The sequence below is a fragment of the Segniliparus rugosus ATCC BAA-974 genome (genome assembly GCF_000185725.2).
GTDB lineage: Bacteria > Actinomycetota > Actinomycetes > Mycobacteriales > Mycobacteriaceae > Segniliparus > Segniliparus rugosus.
Window position 1 is genome coordinate 1,869,341 of record NZ_KI391953.1, and the last position, 23,168, is coordinate 1,892,508.

The window sequence follows — 23,168 nt, forward strand, 5'->3', positions numbered from 1 at the left end:
CGGGTGGACACAGTGTTCGAGAAGCTCAAAGCACGAGTGGGCGAAATCGACGCGCTCCTCGTTGCGTTGGGCCTCGCCTGGATGGAGGATGTCGAGGACCACGCTCTGTTCCGAGCTCCACGCACGACGGCTGTGCGCCGCGGCGCTTCCCTCCACGGGTGGGGCCGGCATGGTGAGACCGATGCGTATGTCGATTTCGTGTTCGCCCAGCCGTCCAAGGTGAGCCTGCCGGAGCTGCGCGCGAAGCAAGAGGCGATCCTCACGTTCTTCGAGGTCGCTCGCGGCGAGTTCGAACGGGCTGGCGGGGTGGTACGGCTCTTGCTGAGCGACGAACCGGCGGAGAAGTATCCGGCGAGGCTGCTGCTCAAGCAAGGCTTCGGCGTCGATGACTCGACACCGTTCGAGCACTTCCCTCTTGACGGAGGACCGAAAGAAAGGGGGCGGGCGATGACCGCCGGCTCGTTGTTCGCGTTCGTGCTGTTCATGGGCGCGTGTTTTTTGATCTGGCTGCTCGTGGCGGGAGCCCGCCACGCGGGGCGCGAGGAGCGGGCGCGCCGTGTAGCCTTCCAGGCCCGTCAGGCCGAGCAAACGGCCGCGTTGGCCGCGGAGCAGGAGGCGGAGCGCCGCAGGGCCGCCCACGCCGCCGCGTTGCGCGAGGCCGAGGACCGCGCCGCCGAGGCATGGCTCCGCGAACATGGGGAGATCTGACCCGATGGCCGAACTTGCCCCAACGCTGCTCCTCGACGGCCCGCGGCCGGGAGACGAAGCGCTCGCCCGCGTGCGTGCCCGTCACACCGCCGCCCGCGGGCGCGTCCTGCGCGCCGAGGTCGAGACCGCGTACAAGCAGCAGCTCGACCTGCTGCGCGGCGAGGACGCCTTCACCCTCCTCGAGCGCGCGGGCCTGATCGTCTCGACCACGACGGCCAGGGCGAACCCGGACGGCTCTGAGACTCAGGTGACCGTCGCGCAGGCCCCGCCGGTCGAGTCGATCGCCATGGCCCGAACCGGGTTGCAGATCCGATTCACGGCGCTCCTCGGACACAGCCGCGCGACGTGGGACAAAGCCCTGCCGATCCTCGCGACCGCCCTGCACAAGCCCGAGGCGACCGTCGAGCAGCGCCCCGGACAGTTCGTCTTGTGCCTCAACGACCGAGACCCGTTCGACGGTGTCCGCGCGAAGACGCCGCCGCTGTCGACCACGGCATGGCACATCGGCGCCGACGAGACCGGCGAACCGGTGCTGCTCTCGGTGAAGAACAAGAGCGGCTGGATCGTCGGCGGCCTCGGCGGAACCGGCAAGACCGCCCTGATGACCTCCGTCGTCGTCCCCTGGCTCAAAGCCGGGCTCATGGACCTGCGCGTGGTCGACGGGAAGTTCGGGATGGACTGGGAGCACCTGCGCCCGTATGCCACCGAGTTCGTCTCCGAGCCCGACATGCAGGCCGTGGTGCGCCTGTTCACCGAAGTGCGCGAGATCGCGGAGTGGCGGGCCAAGCACTTCTACGAGCAGTACGGCGAGGCGAACTGGTGGAGTCTGCCCGACGCGGTGCGCAGCGAGCATCCGCTCATCGCGGTCCTGTGCGACGAGTTCCAGTCGCTCATGGCGCCCACGAAGACCGGCGACGCTGCGGCGGACAAGAAGCTCGCAGCCATCGCCAGCGCCGTCCAGTCGTTGGTCTACTTCTTCGTGACCCGATGCCGCTCGCTCGGCGTGTTGTGGATCGGCATGAGCCAACGCCCGGACGCCGACGCGGTGCCCACCGGCATCCGCGATAACGCGCAGCTGCGCACCTGCCTGCGAGTCACGAAACGCTCCGCAGCCACCATGGCCCTCGGTGACACATGGGACCCAGACGAGACCGGCCCCGCCCTCGACCCCGTCCGCCTGCCCGCCGACAAACCAGGCCGCATGATCCTCATGGACGATCAGGGCAAGTTCCGCCAAGTCCAAGGTGTCTACCTCCCCGCCGACCAGGTGCGCGTCGAACTCGCAGACGTGACACCACGGCGAGCCCCCGGAGGCCACTACGCCGCAGAGCACGACGAGGACAAGGGCGAGGGCGACGAATGACCGCCGCCCTCCCGCTCGCATACGCCACGGCGGACCGACCCCTCCGAGCACCCGTGGTCGGAATCGACCTATCTCTCGCGAGCACGGGTGTCGCGCTGCTCGGGGCCGACCCTACGCAGCCGCCGTTCGTGACGACCGTGGGGAGCAAAGCCTGTCCCGACCGGCTCGACGCGCACCTCGCGCGGCATCGCTCGCTCGTGGACCGGATCGCGACGGCGGTCTTCGACCGCTGCAAGAGCGTCGCGCCGGACGGCGTGGCCCTGGTCGTCCTGGAGGGCCCTTCCTACGCCTCGAAGGCCGACACGTCGAGCTGGAGGCGCGCGCACATCTGGTGGGAGCTTGCCGGCAGGTTCCACGATCTTGGCGTGCCGATCGCAGTCTGCCCACCAAGCGTCCTCAAGAAGTTCGTGACGGGCAAGGGCACGGCGAAGAAGCTCGAGGTCGCCCTTGCCGTCCAACGCGCGTGGCCCGAACTGGCGATCAGCCTGGACGACGAGGCCGACGCCATCGGGCTCGCCGCGCTCGGGGCCGTCGCCCTGGGGCGGGAAACAGCGCTGAGGGCCACGCAAGCGCGTCGGGACTGCCTCGCCGGAGTCCAGTGGCCGGACGCGGAGCGCGGGGCTCCTGTGCCGTTCTGAGCATCAGATTCCGGGTATGCCCGCGCTGTCTTCGTTTGCTGCTACCACAGCTTTTGCTAAGGTGCGCCCATGCCGATGTTGCCCGCGCGAGCACGGGGCGGGCGCGACACGTTGGTCGCGGCTGCGGTCGTCACGTCGCTGTGGGCGACGCTGCCGATTTTGTTCGCTGCAGTGCTCATCGCCCGTATCGCGGCGTTCTTCGGGGAAGCGTTCGCGATCCTCCCCGAGGTGTGGCGCGAAGAGCGCGACGAGTTTCTGTGGCGCTGCTGGTTGAGCGTGAAGATGCTCGGTTTCTCCGTCCTCGTCTTGCTCGCCCTGGCGCTCGCGGCCTCGCCGCTCGCCCTCCTGTTCATCCCGAGCGGTGGGCAGCAGTCCGACGTGGGGGGATCGGCAACGACCGTTTCGGACCGAGTGTTCTACGGCCTGTGGGGGACGACCCTGGCGTTGGCCGTGCTGCACCAGCTGCCGAAGTGGTTCGCAGCGTACCTCGTGCTGACAGGTGCAAACCGGATCGAGCCGAAGACCTCGCTGTTCAAAGAGCACTACGGCAAGGTCGGATCGCCCTTCAAATGGGGCGCGGTGACGTTGTTCGGGTACTTCTTCAAACACATCAGCGACGGCCTCGCCGCCGAGTTCCACAAGGACCGCGGCAAATTCGTCCACGACGCGGCGGCGACGGCCGTGTTCTTCGTGCTCCTCGCCGCCTTCTACCGGCTGATGAGGGCCGCATCAGGCGCGAAACGCGACGTTCGGGAGCTCGGCGAGATACAGAGGCTCGACGCGTTGGAGAAAAGCCTGCAACGGCTGCGGAAACGATTCGACAAGCCGGTCCTGCGGCGCATCTGGTTCTCCGAACGGACCAGGAAGTTCTTCGAGAAGAAAGCCGAGTCGTTCGCCGCGGACGACGTCTCCACCGCGACGCACATCTTCCTGCTTATTCTCACGTTGACCGGCTTGTTCATCATCGCTAGCGCGAACATCCATTGAGGCGACCGCGACACCTCGCCATCGCCGCCCGAACGTTGGCGGCACAAGTCTTCCGTGGTCAGAACTCTAGCGTGGTCTTGCCCTCGTGTCTCACGAGGCCACTGAACTTGTTCCAGCTCCGACTGTGGAACCCGACGCGTTGCCCACTCCACTCGACAAGCTGCTGGTCAACCTCCATCAGGCGTTTCGCGACCCGCTGATAGCACTCCTCGTCCAGCGCCGCCTCCGCCCCCGGATCGGGGAGGATGTTCCACCAATGGACCTTGCGGTCCTTAATCCTCGCCGTCGCCCGTTTCCAGTTCAGGTACAGCTTGGTCTCCTGGTAGAACAGGCTCCATTCGCCCGCGAGCCTCATGCAACGATGCTCCAGCTCCAACTCGGGCGACGAACCCATGTCCTCGCGGTAGATCTGGCCCAGGACGCGCAGCGCCACCGAGCACGCCCACGGCCCGACGATCCAATGCCGCTTGAGTAAAGCCCAGCTCCACGGCGGGGACTTGTGCCCAGGGAAATCGTCGTACTGATTGTGTCCTGGCACATCGAGATCGTCCACGCCGTCGAGGTGGTCTTCGCGCACTTGGATCAAACCCTGGACGTGCGGCAACAGCGTCTCGGGGTCGCAGAACAGGTTCGGGCGCTCCTCTGCGTCAGCGCCGACGATCGAGAACAGCGTGCCAAGCTCGTACCAGCCCTCCCCGTCCTCCCAGCCCTTGACCTCGAACTCGACCCCAGGCCAATGCTCGGCGGCGTACGCCGCAAGGTCGACGCCGCCCGCAGGCCAGCTCTCATGCGCCACGACCGTCGTCCTGCCCGCGCAGCCAGCCCTCGACGTCCCGCACGAGGCCCTCGCTCGTGAGGTCGGCTATTTGGTCTCGCCACGCAATCGCTTGGTCGTGCGCGGCGAGGGAGAACAGGAACTCCTCGGCAGCCGCCACGGCGGTTCGGCCCGAGCCGACGATCTCCTCGTTGCCCCACTGAGCCTTGAACCCGTAAACGTCGTGCTCCTCGCTGTAGCGCCCGCCCACGTACTCGGCCCCGTAGCGCTCGCAGGCACGTTGCACGATCTGCGCCACAGCTCTCGGGTCGAGTTGTTTTTCGCCTTCCGGGGATGTCATGTTGCGATCCTTTTTCCTTCGCGTGCTGCTGGCCGGTCGGAGGAACCCCGACGACAGGGCATCCGCAAGCCCGCTCCGGCGCGACCTGTCAAGATCCGGCGGGACGGTCCCGCCACCGGGCGATCATCTTCGGCCCCTGTTCAGTGACGAGCCACCACTCCACCGCAGCCGGGGGACGCCCGCCCTGCGCCTGGTCGCACTGCACCCCGTAGACATTGCCGCCGAACCTCGTGTCGAACGTGGGCGACGCGTGCTCCGACTCCTGCGCCTCCATCACGTCCTCTATCTTGTCCGGCACCCCCTTGCCGGGAGTTCCCGCAACATGACGAGAGTTATTTGGAGCGTCCACCACCGGGGCGCCGTCGTACCGGGACACCATCGCGAACGCGTGGTCCAAGTGCCAAAGCCCCCAGCGCGCGTTCTCCGCGCGCACACGCAAATGCGCCGGAGCAGACCAAACCTCCCCGCACGCGCCGCCCTCGCCCAGGTCCACACCCTGCGGCAGGCCCGTGGCCCGCCTTGGGGCATCCATGCTCACCGTCATGGTCAGGCCCTCGCCTGAGAACGCCATGGCCTCCCCGTACGCCAGCTCGCGCACAGGGCTCGCCAACGTCTCGAACGTCGCGGTGAACAACGGCTCAGGGGGCAGAACCGACGCCACAGCCGACACGCTCGACGCTCCGCCCGCAGCGGGCTTGCTCCGCACAGGAGTGGAGCAAGCAGCCAACAACGACACCAGGAGAATCGCGATAGCCCGACGGGAACAGCGTGCCATCACGCACCACCCGCCGCAGGCCAGCCGGGAACAGGTGCGGGCAGCGGATCGGGGAACGGGTACGGGCCGTCGTGCTCGCTGACGAGCCACCGCACTCGCACGTCGCGGGGGTCGGGGGCCTTCGCCATGCACTCCTCATGAGCGCGCCGCCAGTCCTCTTTGCCCCAGGACCCGTCCGACCAGGCGGACGAGTACTCCGGGGACCAGGAGCCTGCGAGGTCGCGCCTATACGTGGGGCTGAAGCCTATACGTCCTGTCACCGTCCAATCGGCGAACACATCGCCCTGCGGAGCGGGCAGGGGACCTTCTTGCGCGGACTGCTTCGAGGCGCTCGGCGGACTCGCCTGCCCTGCTTTGACGCTGATCCGGTACACGCCTCCCCAGCCCGCGTCGGGCGGCGCCTGTTCGGGGCTGTCCTCGACTCCTGGGTTCGACGGGTTCCACCACTTTCGCTGCGACCATTTCCCGTCCGGCTGTTTGTAGAGGAGGGAGTATCCGCCGAAGCAGACGACAGCGGCCCAACCGCCGTCTTCGGTCGGCGCGAGGGTGAGGACGTGCTCGAATCCCACCCCGCCGTGCGCCGTCTCAAACTCCTCTTTCTCCTCCTTGCTCGCGGAGTCGAGGTTCCTCGGGATATGGGGCCGCAGGTCTAGCCACTCCGTGGGATCGCCCTCGTGCCATCCTTTTAAGGGCACTGCCCGGTCGAACCCCAGATACGCCCCTTGCTCCCTCCCGCTCCAGACGCGGAGCAGAACGGACTCCTCGTAGGCGCGGATCGGGACCATCGGGCCGTTCACGAGGTCGACTCCGGGCTCGGCCGTCCAGACGAAACGAAGGTCTTTGAACTGCTCGGGGAGACGGTAGAGCCCGTCGCCAGCAGGAGCGGGGGGCCTCGGCGCGGACGGGCCGGTCGCGCATCCGGCGAGCAGGGCGAGGCTCGCGGCCAAAGCCGATAGGGCGCGGATCATTTCCCAGGTTTCTCTTCCGGTTTGCCGTTGTTGTCCGCCGTGGTGTTGTACGTGCCTTGGGTGAGGTCCGTCAGGTCGGAGTATCCCGGAGCCACCTTGTTCAGCAGCTCGTTCAGCGCGATCTTGTAGGCGGCGCGCGGATCGGTGGTGGCGCGCGGTTCGGAGGCGCTGCCGGTGTTTTGCCAGACCTGCGTCTTCCATTCCTCCTCCGAGAGGATGTGCCCGTCGGGGGACACGAGCGGATTGCCCTGCGCGAGCTCGGGGTGTCCGGCGAGGAGCGCTTGCGCGACCATGCCTTTGAAGACGACGGGGTTCTCGTGCGGCGCGCTGCCGGGGGTGTGCGCTCCTGGGGAGTCGCCGAGGAACCACGCTTTCATCGGGGAGTTCGCCGCGTCGAGGGCGACTCCGAGGGCGGTCCCGATCCCCGGCACGGCTTTCGCCCCGGTGCCGACGAACGCCTTGAGCGAGTCCCATGCGGCGTTCTTGGTCGCGAACTCGTGTTTGCTCGCCTCGTCCGCGTCTTTGTAGTGGGCCTCCATGCCGTCGTAGAGGCCCCGGTCGGAGAGCGCCCTGGTGCGCTCGGCCGCCTCCAAAAAGTCCTTCGCCGTCTCACGGTCGCCGTTGTGCTGGGCGTCGGCCATCTTGTCGAGCAGCTTCAGCTCTTCTTGGTTCGCCGCCTCTTTGAGCATCGTCGCCGCGGTGTCGTCGGTGGACAAGGTGGCGAGCACTTGCTTCGCGTTGGTGGACAGCCCTTTCTCGAAAGCGTCGGGGGTGTCGAACGGCGTCTTCCCGAACGTGTCGCCGTGCGTGGCGAGCGGGGAGCCGGTCATGTCAGCGAAATAGGGTTTCAGGCCGTGCGCGACGCTTTGGGCGAGGTCGGGGTTCGTCTCCCCGAACGTGTGCCCGCCCCAACTGTTCAGCTCGCCGTGGGCGGCGAAGTAGTCGGCGACAGTCCGCTCGCTCTCACCAGCGAGCTGTCCCTGATGCCCGCCCGCGTTCGCGCCCTCGCTCTGGTCGAGCAGTTCCCCGGCGGCGAATCCGCCGTCGGACCATTTGTAGTGCGTGAGGTCGGAGAGGAACGCCTGCCCGTCCGTGCCCTGCAACTGGTCGTGTACGACCTCGTGGTCCGGGGCGACGGTCCGCAACAGGTTTTGCACGACCTGGTCGGACTGCTCTTTGCCCATGACCATCGCGGGCTCCCCGAACATGTCTTTCGGCGGATTGGCCGCGACGTGCTGGATTTCTTTCGCGCGGCTCGCGAGCGCTCCGTCCAGAGAGGAGTTCTGCCGCACCTGGTTGTCGCTCTGCTGGAGGATCGAGCTGAGGTCGTTGAGGTCTTGGCCGTGCTCCACGCTCAACTGGACCTCGGGCACGCGGTTGTTGCCGCCGACCTGCTCCCAATGCGCCCCGGCCTGGGTGACGGCCTCGCGCACCTTGCTCGGCAATTGGTCGACGCCGCCCTTGGTGCGCTCGTAGGCGGCAGGTTTGCCGTCCGGGCCGAGCTTGGGAAGAGTGGACGTGACATGCTCGCTGCCCGCGAGCTCCAAGGCGTTGCCCAGCTCGGGTCCGATGCCGAGCTTGTCGGCGAGGGCTTTGATCTCGCCGGGGGTCTTCCCGTCGAGCGCGCGGCTGAGGTCGCGCAGGTATTGCATCTGCTGCGGCGGCAGGTCCGCGTCGCCGCCGTTCGCGAGGGCCTGCTGCTGTTCTTTCGTGAGACTTGTGGCCGCGCGCAGCCGTTCGCGCTGCTCAGGGGTGAGCGGTTTGCCGTCCTTGACGTCTTGCGCGTCCTGCGCCGCCTGGGCCTGGTTGAGGGCTGCGAGGACAGGGGCCTGGTCGAGGGCGAGCTGTATCCCCTCGGACATAGCTTTCGAGCATGTGGCGAGGGCGTCTTCGCAGTTCCTCGCGGCCTCCTGGAGCCTGGCCTCGATCCTCGCGCGGGCGTTCACCCGCTCGGCGACGCGTTGCGCGACGTCGCTGTACCCGAGCTTCTCCCAGTTCTGGCGGTACGCCTCCAGATTCGGGTCCGAGACGGTCAGGTCCTCGTTCACCACCATGGGGAAGAGCTTGCGGCCCTCTGCCTGAGTGACGCACTCCTCGGCGATCCGCAGCGGCTCGACCATCGCGTCCGCTCCGACGAGCTGCGCCTTGCCGATGTCTTGGAACTTTGATCCGATGGCGCGGGCGTGCCCCGCGAGCTGGTCCGCGCGGTTGCCCGCGGCGGTTTGGGCTTTTCCGTGCCACCCGTCCACATCTGCGGAGCGCAGAATGAAGTCGGCCAACCGGTCGGCCAAGTCCGTCCCCTTGTCCACGTACACCTGACCCGCCTTGCGCATCGCGTCCAGCTTCGAGAGGTCCGAGTAGGTCGCGACCAGCAGCGTCTTCGTCACTGCCACGATCTCACGCCTTCCGGTCCATGGTCGCGGCGATCTGCGCGCCCGCGTCGTCGTCGGTGCACTCGGTGAGAGCCGCGCAGGAGCGCATCGCGTCCCCGAAGCCGCGGACCGCCCCCGAGCAGTTCTCCAACGCCTTGCCTGTGCCGTCCGCAACCTCGTCGCACGTCCCTGTGTACACATCCCAACCGGCCATTGCGTCCCGCGCGGCCTGCTGGTACTGAGCCGGATACGCCATCACGCCCGCAGCGCTGCTGACCACGACCTGGTCCGCGAGGTCGTCGGTGCTCTTTGCCGCCTTGCGCAACGCCTCCACGTTCACCTGCATAATTCGCCCTCCTCGGCCCTACAGTTCGCTATTGCGCGTCCCATCCGCGTTCCTCCTCCATCAACTGCTTCAGCTTCTCCTGCTCGGCCTGCGCCCGTTCGGCCTCGCCCTCCGCGATCTCCTCGGCGGTGAGGTCGCCCATCACCGGGGCGCTCACGATCGGCAGCTTCTCGATCAGTTCGAACCCGTTGTCCGTGCTGCGCAGATAGTCGGGAGTCTTGTGCTCCTTGTCAGCGGCCCGACCAGCCCCTGCGCCGCCCATGCCGCCGAAACTGCCCATGCCCCCGCCTTGGCCGACGCCCGATCCTGCGAGGCCGTTCACGTTCACGACCGGCTTCGGGGTCGAGTAACCGACTGGCCCAGTCTTCGCCGACAAAGCTCGCTCATGGTCGCCGCCCAACGTGCCGACGCCGCCGCCGAGACCTGAACCGCCGCCAGACGACGACGGTGTCCAGTCGCTCGCGCCCATCGCGTGCGTCGCGCCCGACTCGGACGGGTCGAAACCAGAACTCGGGGACGGGGTTCCGGCAGCGGGCGTGCCGCCGAACGGCGAACCCCCACCAGCCCCAGCGCCTTTGCCCCCGTCGCCGGAGCCAGACCCGCCGCCGCTCCCAGAGCCGCCGCCCGAACCGGCGCCAGCTCCTTCGCCGGAAGGCTTGCCATCGGCCTGGGCCTCTGGCTGCTGCGAGGTCGCCGCGTCATTCTGTTGCGCTGTCGCCGACACGGGCGAGGCGGCAGGCTCGTGCGGAGCCGAGCCGCTCGCCGGACTGCCCCCGCCAGCTCCACCTGTCGACGGCTGCGGTTGCTCGGCGCCTTTGGGCGGGGCTGTGAAGTCGTCCAGCGTCGGGGTTTGCGGGGCTTGGCCTGGGTAGTGCAGCTCCTCCGCGACAGGTGTGCCGGGGTTGTAGTAGAGCTTCTGGGTCGCCCGCGCCACCGCCCGCGTCGTCTCAGCGGGGTTCGAGCCAGACCCGAACAACGCTCCCATCGGCTGCCCTGCTGTGCTCTTCGCCTCGGCGGTCCCGTCCGCCAAATCCTTGATATGCCCCTCGTACTTCGCCAAGTCGCCCTGCTGGGCCTCCACGTAGTTGCTGTACCGGGTGAGCTGGTCTCGGTGCGCGTCCCCGCCCGTGCCCTTCCACCAGTCCTCGCTCGTGCCGACCTGACCCAAGTTGCCTTCGCTGAGCACCAGCCGCAACCGGCCCACCCGGTCCGCGATCTTCCCTTTGAGCGCGCTCCAGCTCTCGGCGACCTGGTGCAGCGCGTCCCCGCTGAGCTTCTCGCCCGAGCCGAGGTTGTCGAAGAACTCCGCGTCCGGGTTCGCCATGTAGTCGTGATCGGCCATTACCGCGTCCTGCCTCGTGTTGAAAGATGCCTCGTCGTCATAAAGTCCACACCGCCACGTCGGGGCGCTTGTCCATGCCCTGGCCCTTCTCAAGCTCCTGGTTCCACACCACACCGACCGGCGGCTTCCCGCTCGGGAGATGCTGCTTGGTCTCGGAGTTGTAGACGCAGGTGGCGAAGTATTGCACCACAGCGCCGCTGCGCTGGAACGCGGCCTTGGGGTCTTTCGTGTAGTCGTTCGCGGCTTTGCTGACGAAGTGGCCTTGCGAGGCGGGGTCTTCCGGCTGTCCGCCGCGTATGTACGTGTCGCCGTACCTGCCGCCGTAGCTGCTACTAGCGGTTTTCATGCTCTGCAAAGCGGAAGGTCCGATAAACTCCACATACCAGCCCTTCCACGTCGAGTCCGCCTGCGCGTCGACCGTCAGGTCGTAGGTGAGCTTCCACCAAGAGCCGCAGTTGAACACATCGTCGGCCAGACCAGCGGGGACGCCGTCGACCGGGTCAAGTGTCTTCGGCACGACAGTGATCGTGACCCCGCCCTTGGCGAAGGAGGCGGGTTGTCCGAATTTCAGCTGGAAGGCCGGTTTCCCCGCCGTCTCCGGGGTGGCGAGGTTCGCCTGGCTCGCGGCCGCGGTGCTGCCAGAAGCCGACGCCTTTGTGTCCGCCGCTTGTCCGCCGCCCCTCCGGTCGCAACCGGAGACGGCGAGGGCGGCCAGAGCTGCGAGCGCGAGGGCGGTGAGTCGTTTGCCCATGCTTAGTGCCCTCGCGGCTGAACGTCGGGGATCTGCACCTTGGAGAGGTCCTGTTTGCTCGACCAGTCCGTGCCCCAGTACGTGTTGAACACCTTCTCGCGCAGATCCCGCATGCCTTGCAAGTAGTCGACCTGGTCCTGGCCCCATTGCAGGAAAGTCTGGCCAGATTTTTTGAGGATCTCCTTGCGCTTCTGCCCGTCCGGCAGCGAGCCGCAGGCGTCGCCAAGACTGGCTAGCTGCCCGAGGTCCTGGTGCTCTTGGAGGTAGCCTTTTATATCGTTGATCGCGTCGTCGAACTCTTTGAGGACGTAGCGCGCGTACTCCTCGGTTATGCCGACCTCTTGCCCCATTCCGGGCCTCCTCGTTTGGTCTCGTGCTCTTCGCCCCGTCCGGGGTTGTGATGTTGGTCTACTGTCTCATGCTGGTTCAGGGCTGTCCATGCCTGGTCATCCGCCGCCTTGCTGTTTCCACGGGCTGCGGTCGAGGTCGGGAAGAGAGCTGGTGATCCACTGGATGAAAGCGGGGTCCGAGTCGGTCGCTTTCACCACGAGATACGCGGCGTTCAGAATCCAACGCAGGCCCGTTCCCGTTGGCTGGGCCTGGGTCGGCGCCCAGATTGTGAGGGCTGCGTAGGCGAGCTGCGCGCCCAAGAGGTTCAAGTAGGGGGCGAAGCGCGCGCCGCCCGCGGCCTCGGGGAGCTTCGCGGCCTGGTCGAGCATGGCGCGCATCGTCGGCAGACCATGGCCGGCGTCCTCGCGGGCCTTCCCGAACATCTCTGGGGTCACGGGCTGGCCGTTCCGGATCGCTGTGGTGATGGTGTCGAAGGCTGGCCGCCCGTTCGCCCCGGAGCGCTCGACGGCGGCGGCGACCCAGTGCGGGACGAGGGGGCGAAGCTGTTCGGCCCAGTGCGAGTCCAGCGTGTTCTGCAACTGTTTGAACAAGCCGGGGGCCGCGTGCTGCAACGGGTGCAGGCTGCCGCCCTCCGGTTCGACGAGCGGGCCTTTCGCCTCCACCAAGAAAGGCGCTTCCACGTCGGGCAGATTATTGTTCAACGGTTGCACGAGCCTGCGGAGCGTCTCGGGCTCCTCCGGCGTGTAGGCGAGGGCGATCCCTGCGAGGTGGTAGCGGGCGTTGTGCGCCTCCCACAATCCCCGCCGCCACAAGTAATGCGCCACGAGGCCGTGGACGGGGTCTGCGTGGCCGAGCATTTTCGGGAGCACGGCGCGGTCGTGGTTGTCGGGGTCCATCACGACATCCCACGCGTTCCATGTGCCCAACGGGAGGCGCTTGGAGAGGACGCCGGGGCCGACGTTCGTGTGCGCGAAGACGTGCTCCTGGAGCTGGTCGTCCACCTCCAGGGAGAAGGCGTAGCGAGGCGGGCCTCCCGTTGCCAAGGCCCCGATATCGAAGAGGTCGGGCTGCTCTTTGACCCACAACGCCAGCCTCGCCAATCGGCTCTCCTGGTCCTGCGGCAGCTCAGCTGCGTGCCGGTCGCCGAAAAGTCCCTCGCCGCCGTGATAGCCGCGAGCGCCAGGGCTCCGATATTCCTCGTCCGTGTTGGCGAGGTTCAACGCTTGGCCGGTGACCGCGCCTGCCGCGCCCATCGTCGCCGTGTCGCTTGACTCCTGCAAATCCACAGTCGTCACGTCGTCGGGAACGTCGAGCCCCGTGGCCGACATTAACTCGGTGCTCGCCGAGTCCGTGTCGGCATGGTCGAAGACCGCAGCCCCGGACTGGACCGAAGTCGCTGCGGACGAGTCGTGCGCGGTGCCGAAATCTGCGGGCCATTCGTGCTCTGCGCGGGCCTGGCCGGGGGCGTCGTGCTGGGGCCACAGATTGCGGTGCTGTTCGAACGGGTCGGGCTCGGCGGTCGAAACTCGTTCTGCCTCTGTCTCAGCGGATTGCTCCTGGACAGCCGGAGCAGGTGATGTTTCGACGGCGGCGTGCCGCACGGACGGCGAAGCAGGGCCGTCGACCTCGTCCAGATCCACATGCCCGACGGCGATCTCTTCCTCATGGAGCTTGTCGTGCTCGCGGATCTTGGCGGCGAAGAACGCCTCGGCCTTGTCCGCACGGGCTTTCGCCGCGTCTTGGGCCTTCTGAAGGCTCTTCGCGGCGAGCTTCTGCACCCAGCGGGAGTTCGCCGTCTGCTTGAGCAGCACGTCCCAAGAGTTCTGCTCCTGCTGCGCGTAGGCGCCGAGCACGCTCAGCTCGACCTTCGCCTCCCGCACTTCCATGGCGGCCTCGTCGAGGATCGCAGCGGCCTTGTCGCAACGCTCCGCGTGGATATGGAGGGCGAGAGCGTCGCGGCGCAGCGCCTCCGGTCCCGCGTCCAAGCCGCCCCCGGCGTGGTTGTCCTCGAGCCTTCCGGCGTGGGAGTGGATCTCGTTGCCGCTGGCGCGCTCCAATTCGGCGACCGAACGCAGCGTTTGGGCGAGGTCCGCGAGCTCGACCTCGTTGACGCCGAGCCAGACGGGTTCGGCGACGAGCTTCTGCACCTCGCCGAACGGCTCCGGATAGGGGCGCGACCCGATCTCGCTCACATCCGACCTCCGCGCATCCGGAACTCGTCCATCGCGGCGGCTTTGCGGCGCTCCAGGTCGGCTTCGGCCTCCTGCCACTGTTGTTCGCGTTCCGCTTCCCGTTGCTTCTGCGCGGTGACGAAATCATGCCGCGTGTGTTGGAAGTCCAGGAGGAACTCTTGGACGAGGTCGAAGTCCTCGGCCATCTCCTCGGGCCAATCCGGCAGGCCCCGAGTGAAGTCCACTTCGACCCGCTCGTCCTCGGACAGCACTTCCCCGACACCAGCAGTGGCTTCCGCCAGCTCTCTCGCGAGCTGGTTGGCCCACTTCTGCGCCTCGATCCCCGCCGCCCGAAGCCCCCAGCAGGCGAGCTTCGCCGCTTCCGAGTACCGCGCGGAGGTCATCGACACCGGCAGGTCGCGCCCGTCGATCACCACGGACATCGCGCCCGCCCCGGTCTCGGCCATCACCTCCACATGCGCGACCCGCTCGCTGTGCCGCTTCAAAAACGCCAACGCGCTGGCGTCGCCCTCGACAGCCTTTCTCGCCTTCTCCAAGTAGTCGACGCGCCCCGACAGCGTCCGGCAACCAGCGGGGGCCTCCAAGTCGAATCCGCTCGCCTCGGACGCCTCTCTCGGCTCCATACTCGAGTCGTCCGCCAATCGTTCGTAGAGGTCGTAGCGCTCGGCGGCTTTCGCGACGACCCACTCCATGTGTTCCCCGAACTCGCGCGGGAAACCCGAGACCGCGAGCAACGGCTCCTTGTGGCGGAACACCCTCGAACCCCCCGGACCCAATCGCACCAGTGGCGGCGTGCCCGACAACTGCACCGAGCCGGAGACCTTGGGGTGTTTGAACGAGACGTGCCCCATGCGGAAGATCGTCGCGATCTCCTCCAGCCGGGCCGAGTTCTCTTCCGCGCCGTCCCAGACCGCCATCTCGCGCGGATCGCGCAAACCCGAATCCGGGATCTCCGCCGTCTCTGATTTCACGCGCCTGCTCCGTCGATCCGCGTGCCAGCTGCTTTCAGCCCGTACTCGGCCTCGAAATCCGTCTCCCGCACAAGAGCCACCCCCGAGAACACGTTGCGGACTGTGCTCACGGCGCGGGCCGCGCCACCTAATCGCAGCTCTTCCAAGCGGGCTTTCGCCGAACGGGCCAGCTCCTGCGCCCTGCGTCCCGCCTCGTCCGGGGCGCCCTCGAAATCTGAGGTGTCCGCGATCTTGTCCGCCAAGAGCTGGTGGCGCTCGCCGAGCGACTTGAGCACAGCCCGGCACACCGACTCGGACTCCTGCGAGTCCAACGAGAAACCGCCAGAGTCAGCCACGGCGCACCTCGAGAATCCCCCCGGCGTTGGCCTCGCCGGTCATCGTCGTCGCTCGCTTTCCTCGGATCATGGTTGGACAAGTCTCAATCTGTTTAGACGCACAAAGGCCCCGATCGGTTCCATAGTGCGGGAATTCGCCGACTCGGGCAACGCCGTCATCGGCCTCACTCCAAGCCTATGCGGTCAGGCATGATCGCGCCCGACGGCCCCGGCTTCGCCCGCGCGTCGTCGAGGTCGCCCTTGGTCAGGACCGCCAGGACCGCGATTTGCGCATCGTCGAGAACGCCCCTGGTTCCATTTCGTCGGTCGATCGCGCAGACGACATGCGAGACCTCCGCGCCGCTGCGGCGAAGCACTGAGGCCGCGGCGCGCACGGCGCCGCCAGTGGTGACCACGTCTTCGACGAGCGTCACGGCCCGACCAGCGATATCAGCTCCTTCTGCAAGTCGGCAGGTTCCGTACGCCTTCGCCTCCTTCCGCACGAAGAGCGTCGGCAGGCCGGTGAGCTGGCCGAGGACGACGGCGAGCGGCACACCGCCCAACTCAAGCCCGCCGAGAAGGTCGGCGTCCGAGGGGATCAGGGGGACCATCGCCTCGCACACGCGACGCAGCAACATCGGGTCGGACTCGAACAGGTACTTGTCGAAGTACTCATTGGAGCGTTCGCCGGATCGCAGCCGGAACTCTCCCGTGAGGCGGCAGACCGCGTCCACCTCTGCGGCTAAGGCACAGCGGTCCATGTCGTCCCCGTCCTTTCATCGCGTGGCCGACTCCCGTAGACATCACTGGCTCGGAGCACCTGGCGCGCGTCCTCGACCTCCCACAGGGCGCTCTCGGCCTCGGGGAGGGTCTGCCAGCGCTCGCAGGTCTCGCCGTAGCTGTTCGTCGTCTTCTCGCCGAGCTCTGGGCGGAGTTTGAAAATCTCCGCGCGCAGCAACTCCAGCAGCGCGAACGCCTCGGACTGTTTCCATTCCGGGTGCTCGCAGGATTGGTAGTCCATGCATGAGGCGGCTTTGAGCGCGGCGACCAGGTCGAACGGGCCGTCCACCAGCTCCGGGTCGTACACGGGCGTCGGCTCGTCCTCCTCGTAGAGATAATTCACCGACCGGAAGTTCTCCGACCAGAGCTTGTGGCCCAGCGCCCCGGCCCACTCGTGCGGGTACCCGCACACCCCGACCAGCGCCGACACCAGCGCGTCGACATGCGTCTTGGCGACGACGAAGGCGCTCACAGGTCCCGCCCCAACAGCATCTGTGCCGTCCCGGCTGAGACCGGCTTGACGTGTTTCGGCCATTCCGGGCCGCCGACCACGCGCAGGAAGCATGGCCGGTCCGGGTCCCCGTCAAGGCCGAACGGCACGCGTCCGAACTCTGCGACCGCCTCCTCGTGGGTCGCGAACACGGCCACGCCGAGCACGCGTATCCTTTCCTCCTCGCCGCGCAGCACGAGGACGTCGTGCCCGCCTTTCGCGGCGATGAGCCTCAGGTCTCCTGGGACGAGGTACTCGGCCATCTACTCCGTGACCTCCGGCTCGCCGCCCTCGGCCTCCAGCTCCTCCCTGGCGCCCATCGCGCCGTGCCAGAGCATGGAGAGCCGCCGCACGTCCTCCACGGTCGCGCCCGTCCGGTCGAACAGGTCGGGGACCTGGCCGCGCTCCGCCGCGGCGCGCAGCGCGGCCGCCTCTCGACAGCGCACCTCGTACACGGCGTGGGACAAGAACGAGCGCAACACGTCCACCGGCTCCTTCCCCGCGTCCGCCGCGAGCTCGCGCAGCCACGCCAGCTCGTCGCGGCTCAGCGACAGGACCAGGAACTCTGCCCTCACCGGCTCTTCCATCTACCGCTCCTCCGTGTGGTCGTGCCCGACCGACCACAGCGCCCGCAGTCGCTCGCCGGCTTCGAGCGCTCCGATCCGGCACTCGGCGGCTCCTGTCACGAGGTCGAACGCCGCGTCCTGGTCGAGGCCCCTTGGCGCGGGCCTGCGATTGACGTGCAGGAAGAGGCATGTCCCGACGAACCCCGCGCGCTGGGCGACCTGCCTCTCGAACTCAACCATGAGGAGCGCCGCGAGCAGCGCTCCCGCTTGGTCGAACAAGTCTCCAGCGCGACGGGACTCCGGGTCGGCGAGGGCGGCTTCGATCGCCGCGTTCTCTTCCGCGGAGCACCAGTACCCGCCGCTGGTGTACATGAGTCCCAGCGCGACGTCGTCGCGGGTGAGGCGGCGCAATGGGCGGGGAACAGGCACGTCGGTCGTCATGCGAGCCTCTTGAGCAATCCGTCGAATTGGTCGTTCAACCTTTGGCAGATCGGCCAGGGGGCCTGCACGAGGCTGTGCGCCTCGTCGAGCACTGCGGAAAGGGCGAACTGATCGGGCGTGCGGCCGCTGAGCCCGGCGGCCGTTTGGATGTCGTGGAGCTGCTCCTCACTGAGCGTGATCCTCACTTCGGGCATGTCGACGCCTCCTCCGGCAGACAGAATGTGACCGCGCCGAGCCCGTCGTCTCCGGAGCCCGCAACAGCGAGCAGCGGCAGGGGAACGTCGTGCGGTCCTGTCGGCGGGGCGGCGAAGAGCAGCCTGCCCGCGCGATCGGCGGAACGTGCCCGCTCGAGGATCTTGTCGGCGGCTGTTTCGAGGATCTGGCCCAGCCTCTCGGCGCTTTGGCCGGCTCCGCTCGCTTCCCAGGCCGTTCGGGTGAATGCGGCCCTGTCGCGGAAGCCGAACGGCGCGTCCGCGACCGGGACCAGCTCTCCGGCGGCGATGGCGCGGGCGCGTCTGCCCTGGCCGACGATCCGCCAGAACTCGTGGTCGAGGCTGGTGTTCTCTTGCTCCACGGCGCTCTCTTTCGCGTCTTCTTGACCGGTCATTGCTGGGTGATGACGAGTTTCACGCCCCACGCGCGCAGGTACGGGGCGATGGTCTGCGCCTCGATGGTCCCGGAGCCGTCCGAGGAGCCGGTGCCCCGCACGAGGACACCGAGCGCGTAGACCCCCTTGCCGTCCGGGGCCGGGACGAACACCGGGCTGCCGCTGTCGCCGTTGGTGTCGTCGGCGCGGAAGAACACCTTGTCGCCGCGCACCTCCGTCACCGGGCCGCAGCTGAACTGAGTTTTGGCGCCGATCTTGCAGACCTGCTCGCCAGCCGGGAGCGAGCGCGCGTCCTCGGCGGTGAGGATGCCCTCGACGGGTACCCGGCCCCACAGGCCCGATCTGACTGGCAGATCGCTCTGGACCGAGATGAGCCCGATGTCCGCGCCCATCACGGTGTCGTCGTTCGCGGCGCGGACGTAGTAGCCGACCCTGTGCTCCGTGGAGCTGGTGTCGAACTGCGTGACCGGCACGGACGGGCCGTGCGAGCAGTGCCCAGCGGTGAGAATCCCGGGCGTGCCGTCCGAGAGCTTCACCACGAAGCCCGAGGAGCACTCAAAACGGCCACCAGCGGGATCGTTCTGGAAGATCGAGACCCCCGGCACGACCATGTCAGCGCCCTCGCTCGCCGAGGCCGCAGGGACAGGAATGAGGATCGCGGCCACGAGGGCGGAGACGAGAGCGCGAGCGATCATCGCGTCACTTGGCCTTGTAGAAGGTCAGAATGACCCGCCCGTCGTCCTCCGGTGAGGGCTTCCCGTCGAAGTAGATGAAGCCGTCCTCACGGGCCTTGCGCTCGATCACGCTGTCCGCGTAGCGCCTCCCCTCGGCCACCACCAGCCAGTCGTACCGCTTGTCACCGGCCAAGACGCTGTCCGCCATGCGCGTGCTCCTCAAGTCTTCTCGTGGGCCTGTCGGCCTGTCTGGTGTGCGTGGAAAGCGGGCCGTGCTAGTGGGTCCCGGCTTTTAGGCCGCCGAACCGCGCGAGTGAATCGTACTCATCCGTGAGTATGTTCATGGTGAGTCTCGCTGATCTTCTGAGGGGATGTCAAGTGCAGAGGATGAAGACGGCATCGACCTGCGCGCCTTGGGCCACGAGCTGGCGCGCAGGCGAGTCGCGAAGGGATGGAGCCTCACGGACCTCGTGGGGCACACAGGGATCGCGAAGGCCACGCTGCACCGATACGAGATGGCGCAGACCAACCACACCATCCGGCACCTGGTCAAGATCGCCCGCGCGCTCGACGTGCCGATCTCGCAAATAGTCTCCGTCCTCGACGAGCCGCCCGCCAGCTCGCAGAACTAATGGATGACTTGACACAGGAACCTGCTGCGGAAGCCGTGGCGGAAGAACCACTTCGATATGGTGTACGGGGATGGAAGGTATGGGACTGGGAAGGATGGAACTGGCCCGCGTGGCGCAGAGCGGCCGCGACAGTCGCGGCCATCACCGCGTTCGCGATGTTGCTGGTCTCCCTCATGACTCTCAACGAGACTATTGACCAGAACCGAAGGCAGAACCAGCTCACCCTTCAGGGGCAAGTCGCTGACCGATTCGCGAAAGCGGTCGACCAGCTCAACTCTCCGTCGCAGGGCGTGCGCCTCGGAGCCGTCTTTGCCCTTCAGAAAATAGGCCTCGACTCCGAGGACTACGGGACTAACGCGGCGAAGATTCTGATCGCGTTCGTCACGCAGAGCTCCAAACACCCTCCTGCCTGCCCGCTTCAGGCAGAGCCGGAAGTCGAGGTGCCCAAGCCCTATAACTGGGCATACGGCAGGAGCACGACGCCTGACGACATAGTGGCAGCCGTGCGTGCGGTCGCCTCGTTGTCGCACTCCGGCGTTCAGCTGGCGGTGTTCCACCCGCCCTCACCAGAGCCCACGCTCAGCGTCGAGTTCAACGACTATCTCAGCCGTGGAGCGCGTACCGGAGTGTCATGGGACCTGCCCAACTGTTGGCGCGACATCGACCTGTCAGACCTCAACGCCGCGCACAAGGGCTCGCTGCGCGGTTGGAACATATGGGGAGCCGACCTCTCTTTCGCGAGATTCGAAGACTCCGACCTGAGCTTCGCCATCCTGGACGGCGCGAAGATGGCGAGCGCCCAGATGAACCGGGCGGTCCTCGAGGGCGCTTGGTTGATGTATGCGGAGTTGTTCGGAGCCGAATTCGACGGGGCGATAATGCGCGGCGCGCATCTCGAAGGGGCTGACTTGTGTGGCGCGCGCTTCAAAGGAGCTGTGTTCGCCGGAGTCCATTTCACGGGAGCCGGTTTCAGACCAGCGTCGTTGCGCGGCGCGCATCTCGAAGGGGCAGACTTGCGGGGAGCTGATCTGACTGGCGTTGACCTCTCTGAAAGCAACCACGACTCGGAAACGAAGTGGCCCGAAGGCTTCGCCCCGCCTCCGCGCGACGAAGCGGCCAAAAGCGTCAACTGCCCGCCTATTTTGAGTTGGTGAGTTCTGCGGACGCGGTACGGCGGGGGACAGGTCTTGAGCTCTTGCGCTTCATTGGTCACGGGGCACGGAGTCCCCGCAGCTCGGACCCTCTTCGCTGTGGTCACACAGTGGTCACACGAGATCTATCGTCGCCTATCGCCAGACATCACGACCTGGGGCGCCGCGAGCACTCTCAGCTGCGCGAGAATGGGTAAGGTATGGTTCGCCAACGTCAGGCACTACAAACGGGCTCCGACTGTTAATCGGACGGTTGCTGGTTCGAGTCCAGCCGGGGGAGCCGAGTTTTCACCCTGACCTGGGCGGAAACGTCGTCTTTCTTCCTCCTTCCCGTTTTCTGCGGGTCTGGTCTGGCCTTCGGCGGCCGCCGAAGGCGCCGCGCTGGTCCGGCGCGGCCGGGAGAGCTTCGATTCCGACATTCTTGGGTTATAGTAAGTATATGGCTCCGCATCTGAGAAAACCCTTGGCAAAAATTAGCGCTGGCCTGCTCGCCTTCGGCGCGACGGCACTGAGTTTCCCCGCCGCCGCGGTCGCCGACCCGCCGCCGGACTACATCGACGGATACGTCCACTCCACGGACGAGTACCCGATTCCCCGCAAGATGCTCCTCACCACGTGCACCGCGGAGCAGCTCCTCGACGCCGCGAAGTTCGAGACTCCGATGGAGTTCGACCGCTACATCATGGAGTACAAGAAGCACGGCGAAGACCTCGACCAGCGGACGCAGGAGCGGCTCCACTGGTTCTTCTCCCTCCCTCCGGGCGTGACCGGGCCGCGCCGCGACTTCTCCGAGCATATGGCCGCCACCTTCGGCGACCCGTTGGACGTGCTGTACACCGACTACGCGAAGCTCTTCGTGAACAACAAGGGCGTTGTGGCGAAGATGGCGGAGAATTGCTCGAAGTACCCGAGGGACGACCAGTCGGCGTGGGATTGGCGAGACGACAGCCCCGTCGCCTACAACTGACGCAGCTGCGGCGTGCGCGCGGCTGCTAAGCTCTGTCCCGCTATGGCCACATCTTCCCCCCAGGCTGAACAAGCCCCGAAGGATCCCAAGTCACGGGTCGCGGCGGTTCGCCTGTTGTTCGCGGTCGCGTCCCTCGTGGCGCTCGCGGACCTGGCCTCGAAGGCTGCGGCGGTGGCCTACCTCGATCCGGAGCGTCCGGAGCGTCTCCTCGGCGGCGCGCTCTGGCTGGTGCTGGTGCGCAACTCGGGCGCGGCGTTCTCCATGGCGACGGGGTACACCTGGGTCCTCACCGCGATCGCGGTGGCGGCGGTCGTGGTGATCGTTCGGATGAGCCGGGCGTTGGGCTCGCTCTGGTGGGCGCTGGGCCTCGGCCTGGTGCTCGGCGGGGCCTTCGGGAACCTGGTGGACCGGGTGTTCCGCGCCCCCGCGCCGTTCCGGGGCCAGGTCGTCGACTTTCTCTCGTTGTTCTCGGACCACGGGGAAGGATGGGCGGTGTTCAACCTCGCGGACTCGGCCATCGTGTGCGGAGCCGTGCTCATGGTGGCCTTGAGCTTTTTCGGGGTGGAGCATTCGTCTGGGCAAGAGCGTTGACCGAGGCTGAGTCCGCGCTGCGTTCGCTGCCGGTCCCAGAGGGGCTTGCCGGGTTGCGGCTCGACGCGGGCCTCGCGCGTCTGCTCGGGGTCTCAAGGACCAAGGCCGCTGAGCTCGCCGACGCGGGGCACGCCCTGATCGACGGGAAAGAGGCTGGACGTTCGGACCGGCTCGTGGCGGGAGCCTGGCTGGAGGTGTCCGTCCCCTCGGCCCCGTCCGCGCCGGTCGAGGAGGACGCGCCCGAGATCATCCCTGGCCTCAACGTCCTTTATTCCGACGAGCACGTCGTGGTGGTGGAGAAGCCCCCGGAGATCGCGGTGCACCCGTCCGTCGGGTGGAGCGGCCCGACAGTGGTGGGGGGGTTGAAGGCGCTCGGTTTCCACATCGCGACCACCGGGGTGGCCGAGCGGCAGGGCGTCGTGCAGCGGCTCGACGTCGGCACCTCGGGCGTCATGGTGCTCGCGGCCTCCGAGCACGCCTACACCGTGCTCAAGCGGGCCTTCAAGCACCGCGAGGTGGAGAAGTGGTACGAGGCGCTGGTCCAAGGCCATCCGGACCCGTCGAGCGGCACGATCGACGCGCCGATCGGCAAACGGCCGGGCCCCGGCTGGCGGTTCGCGGTCACCACCGAGGGCAGGCACAGCGTCACCCATTACGACACGATCGAGGCCTTCGGCGCGGCGAGCCTGGTCTCGGTCAAGCTGGAGACCGGCCGCACCCATCAGATCCGGGTGCATTTCTCCGCGCTGCGCCACCCGTGCTGCGGCGACATGCTGTACGGCGCGGACCCGAAGCTGGCGGCGCGCCTGGGCCTGAGGCGCCAATGGCTGCACGCCCGCAGGCTCTCCTTCGCGCATCCGGCGGACGGAAAGATCATGCGCTTCGAGTCCGAGCTGCCGCAGGACTTGCAGCACGCGCTCGGGGTGCTCCGCGATGCCGTCTGAACCCATCCGCCACAGGCGTGACGGCTCCGCCAGAGGAGCGGAGCCGAGCGGGGGCCCGACACGCCGCAGCGTCGTCCGCAAAGACCTCGCGGCTGGGTTTCTCGGCCCGGCGCGGGTAGGCTAGTGCACCTC

The 23,168-nt window shown here is 67.3% G+C and carries 30 protein-coding genes; 9 read left to right on the forward strand and 21 right to left on the reverse strand.

The window, feature by feature from the left end; all coding sequences use genetic code 11:
* The first annotated feature begins 3 nt into the window (after nucleotides 1-3).
* The 4 genes from HMPREF9336_RS09180 (at nucleotide 4) to HMPREF9336_RS09195 (ending at nucleotide 3,696) form a co-directional block, all read left to right on the forward strand.
* Entirely contained in the window at nucleotides 4-708 is a 705-nt protein-coding gene (locus tag HMPREF9336_RS09180) for a hypothetical protein (protein ID WP_021030406.1), read from the forward strand.
* Complete coding sequence (locus HMPREF9336_RS09185; RefSeq protein WP_156920331.1) at nucleotides 695-2,071, forward strand: hypothetical protein; 1,377 nt, start codon at nucleotides 695-697, stop codon at nucleotides 2,069-2,071. Before HMPREF9336_RS09180 ends, HMPREF9336_RS09185 begins: the two co-directional genes overlap by 14 nt.
* On the forward strand, nucleotides 2,068-2,709 hold the full coding sequence (locus tag HMPREF9336_RS09190) for a RuvC family protein (protein WP_021030408.1): 642 nt from the start codon (nucleotides 2,068-2,070) through the stop codon (nucleotides 2,707-2,709). The genes HMPREF9336_RS09185 and HMPREF9336_RS09190 overlap by 4 nt, the downstream gene beginning before the upstream one ends.
* Before the next feature lie 69 nt (nucleotides 2,710-2,778).
* Complete coding sequence (locus HMPREF9336_RS09195) at nucleotides 2,779-3,696, forward strand: hypothetical protein (RefSeq protein ID WP_007471167.1); 918 nt, start codon at nucleotides 2,779-2,781, stop codon at nucleotides 3,694-3,696.
* Between the two features lie 58 nt (nucleotides 3,697-3,754).
* Here HMPREF9336_RS09195 and HMPREF9336_RS09200 read toward each other — a convergent pair whose 3' ends face one another.
* The 21 genes from HMPREF9336_RS09200 to HMPREF9336_RS09300 all read right to left on the reverse strand — a co-directional run bounded on the left by HMPREF9336_RS09200 (nucleotide 3,755) and on the right by HMPREF9336_RS09300 (nucleotide 18,959).
* The gene (locus HMPREF9336_RS09200; protein ID WP_007471169.1) at nucleotides 3,755-4,492 is read right to left on the reverse strand and encodes a hypothetical protein; all 738 of its coding nucleotides are present in this window, start codon (nucleotides 4,490-4,492) and stop codon (nucleotides 3,755-3,757) included.
* Nucleotides 4,482-4,811, reverse strand: a complete 330-nt coding sequence (locus HMPREF9336_RS09205) for a histidinol dehydrogenase (RefSeq protein WP_007471171.1) — start codon at nucleotides 4,809-4,811, stop codon at nucleotides 4,482-4,484. The genes HMPREF9336_RS09200 and HMPREF9336_RS09205 overlap by 11 nt, the downstream gene beginning before the upstream one ends.
* An 88-nt stretch (nucleotides 4,812-4,899) precedes the next feature.
* Nucleotides 4,900-5,481, reverse strand: coding sequence for a hypothetical protein (locus tag HMPREF9336_RS09210; RefSeq protein WP_007471174.1), 582 nt, complete (start codon nucleotides 5,479-5,481; stop codon nucleotides 4,900-4,902).
* A 104-nt stretch (nucleotides 5,482-5,585) separates the two neighbouring features.
* Nucleotides 5,586-6,554: a hypothetical protein gene (locus HMPREF9336_RS09215; RefSeq protein WP_007471175.1), complete on the reverse strand. Its 969-nt coding sequence runs from the start codon at nucleotides 6,552-6,554 to the stop codon at nucleotides 5,586-5,588.
* Nucleotides 6,551-8,947, reverse strand: a complete 2,397-nt coding sequence (locus tag HMPREF9336_RS09220) for a TPR repeat domain-containing protein (RefSeq protein WP_021030409.1) — start codon at nucleotides 8,945-8,947, stop codon at nucleotides 6,551-6,553. Before HMPREF9336_RS09220 ends, HMPREF9336_RS09215 begins: the two co-directional genes overlap by 4 nt.
* 4 nt (nucleotides 8,948-8,951) lie before the next feature.
* On the reverse strand, nucleotides 8,952-9,272 hold the full coding sequence (locus HMPREF9336_RS09225) for a hypothetical protein (RefSeq protein ID WP_007471179.1): 321 nt from the start codon (nucleotides 9,270-9,272) through the stop codon (nucleotides 8,952-8,954).
* 28 nt (nucleotides 9,273-9,300) lie between these two features.
* The gene (locus HMPREF9336_RS17510; RefSeq protein WP_021030410.1) at nucleotides 9,301-10,614 is read right to left on the reverse strand and encodes a hypothetical protein; all 1,314 of its coding nucleotides are present in this window, start codon (nucleotides 10,612-10,614) and stop codon (nucleotides 9,301-9,303) included.
* Nucleotides 10,615-10,651: 37 nt separating this feature from the next.
* On the reverse strand, nucleotides 10,652-11,365 hold the full coding sequence (locus HMPREF9336_RS09235) for a hypothetical protein (protein ID WP_007471183.1): 714 nt from the start codon (nucleotides 11,363-11,365) through the stop codon (nucleotides 10,652-10,654).
* Between the two features lie 2 nt (nucleotides 11,366-11,367).
* Nucleotides 11,368-11,715, reverse strand: a complete 348-nt coding sequence (locus tag HMPREF9336_RS09240; protein WP_007471184.1) for a hypothetical protein — start codon at nucleotides 11,713-11,715, stop codon at nucleotides 11,368-11,370.
* 96 nt (nucleotides 11,716-11,811) lie between these two features.
* Nucleotides 11,812-13,908, reverse strand: coding sequence for a hypothetical protein (locus tag HMPREF9336_RS09245; RefSeq protein WP_021030411.1), 2,097 nt, complete (start codon nucleotides 13,906-13,908; stop codon nucleotides 11,812-11,814).
* Complete coding sequence (locus HMPREF9336_RS09250; protein ID WP_007471188.1) at nucleotides 13,905-14,879, reverse strand: hypothetical protein; 975 nt, start codon at nucleotides 14,877-14,879, stop codon at nucleotides 13,905-13,907. Before HMPREF9336_RS09250 ends, HMPREF9336_RS09245 begins: the two co-directional genes overlap by 4 nt.
* Complete coding sequence (locus HMPREF9336_RS09255; protein ID WP_021030412.1) at nucleotides 14,876-15,214, reverse strand: hypothetical protein; 339 nt, start codon at nucleotides 15,212-15,214, stop codon at nucleotides 14,876-14,878. The genes HMPREF9336_RS09250 and HMPREF9336_RS09255 overlap by 4 nt, the downstream gene beginning before the upstream one ends.
* A gap of 164 nt (nucleotides 15,215-15,378) precedes the next feature.
* Nucleotides 15,379-15,954, reverse strand: a complete 576-nt coding sequence (gene pyrE / locus HMPREF9336_RS09260; protein WP_021030413.1) for an orotate phosphoribosyltransferase — start codon at nucleotides 15,952-15,954, stop codon at nucleotides 15,379-15,381.
* A complete protein-coding gene (locus tag HMPREF9336_RS09265; RefSeq protein ID WP_021030414.1) occupies nucleotides 15,936-16,445 on the reverse strand; it encodes a hypothetical protein in 510 nt (169 codons plus the stop codon). Before HMPREF9336_RS09265 ends, pyrE begins: the two co-directional genes overlap by 19 nt.
* Complete coding sequence (locus HMPREF9336_RS09270; protein WP_007471196.1) at nucleotides 16,442-16,726, reverse strand: hypothetical protein; 285 nt, start codon at nucleotides 16,724-16,726, stop codon at nucleotides 16,442-16,444. Before HMPREF9336_RS09270 ends, HMPREF9336_RS09265 begins: the two co-directional genes overlap by 4 nt.
* Nucleotides 16,727-17,050, reverse strand: a complete 324-nt coding sequence (locus tag HMPREF9336_RS09275; RefSeq protein WP_007471197.1) for a hypothetical protein — start codon at nucleotides 17,048-17,050, stop codon at nucleotides 16,727-16,729.
* Complete coding sequence (locus tag HMPREF9336_RS09280; protein WP_007471198.1) at nucleotides 17,051-17,470, reverse strand: hypothetical protein; 420 nt, start codon at nucleotides 17,468-17,470, stop codon at nucleotides 17,051-17,053.
* The gene (locus HMPREF9336_RS09285) at nucleotides 17,467-17,664 is read right to left on the reverse strand and encodes a hypothetical protein (protein ID WP_007471199.1); all 198 of its coding nucleotides are present in this window, start codon (nucleotides 17,662-17,664) and stop codon (nucleotides 17,467-17,469) included. The genes HMPREF9336_RS09280 and HMPREF9336_RS09285 overlap by 4 nt, the downstream gene beginning before the upstream one ends.
* Complete coding sequence (locus HMPREF9336_RS09290; protein WP_007471200.1) at nucleotides 17,652-18,077, reverse strand: hypothetical protein; 426 nt, start codon at nucleotides 18,075-18,077, stop codon at nucleotides 17,652-17,654. Before HMPREF9336_RS09290 ends, HMPREF9336_RS09285 begins: the two co-directional genes overlap by 13 nt.
* Nucleotides 18,074-18,772, reverse strand: coding sequence for a trypsin-like serine protease (locus tag HMPREF9336_RS09295; RefSeq protein WP_007471201.1), 699 nt, complete (start codon nucleotides 18,770-18,772; stop codon nucleotides 18,074-18,076). The genes HMPREF9336_RS09290 and HMPREF9336_RS09295 overlap by 4 nt, the downstream gene beginning before the upstream one ends.
* Nucleotides 18,773-18,776: 4 nt before the next feature.
* Complete coding sequence (locus HMPREF9336_RS09300; protein ID WP_007471202.1) at nucleotides 18,777-18,959, reverse strand: hypothetical protein; 183 nt, start codon at nucleotides 18,957-18,959, stop codon at nucleotides 18,777-18,779.
* A 163-nt stretch (nucleotides 18,960-19,122) separates the two neighbouring features.
* On the opposite strand from HMPREF9336_RS09300, the gene HMPREF9336_RS09305 reads away from it, so the two are divergent.
* The 5 genes from HMPREF9336_RS09305 to HMPREF9336_RS09325 all read left to right on the forward strand — a co-directional run bounded on the left by HMPREF9336_RS09305 (nucleotide 19,123) and on the right by HMPREF9336_RS09325 (nucleotide 23,036).
* Nucleotides 19,123-19,383, forward strand: coding sequence for a helix-turn-helix domain-containing protein (locus HMPREF9336_RS09305; RefSeq protein ID WP_007471203.1), 261 nt, complete (start codon nucleotides 19,123-19,125; stop codon nucleotides 19,381-19,383).
* Nucleotides 19,383-20,537, forward strand: a complete 1,155-nt coding sequence (locus HMPREF9336_RS17515; protein ID WP_021030415.1) for a pentapeptide repeat-containing protein — start codon at nucleotides 19,383-19,385, stop codon at nucleotides 20,535-20,537. Before HMPREF9336_RS09305 ends, HMPREF9336_RS17515 begins: the two co-directional genes overlap by 1 nt.
* Before the next feature lie 460 nt (nucleotides 20,538-20,997).
* On the forward strand, nucleotides 20,998-21,501 hold the full coding sequence (locus HMPREF9336_RS09315) for a DUF5078 domain-containing protein (protein WP_007471205.1): 504 nt from the start codon (nucleotides 20,998-21,000) through the stop codon (nucleotides 21,499-21,501).
* A 42-nt stretch (nucleotides 21,502-21,543) separates the two neighbouring features.
* A complete protein-coding gene (gene lspA, locus HMPREF9336_RS09320; RefSeq protein ID WP_021030416.1) occupies nucleotides 21,544-22,092 on the forward strand; it encodes a signal peptidase II in 549 nt (182 codons plus the stop codon).
* Nucleotides 22,089-23,036: an RluA family pseudouridine synthase gene (locus HMPREF9336_RS09325; protein WP_007471207.1), complete on the forward strand. Its 948-nt coding sequence runs from the start codon at nucleotides 22,089-22,091 to the stop codon at nucleotides 23,034-23,036. Before lspA ends, HMPREF9336_RS09325 begins: the two co-directional genes overlap by 4 nt.
* Nucleotides 23,037-23,168 lie beyond the last annotated feature (132 nt).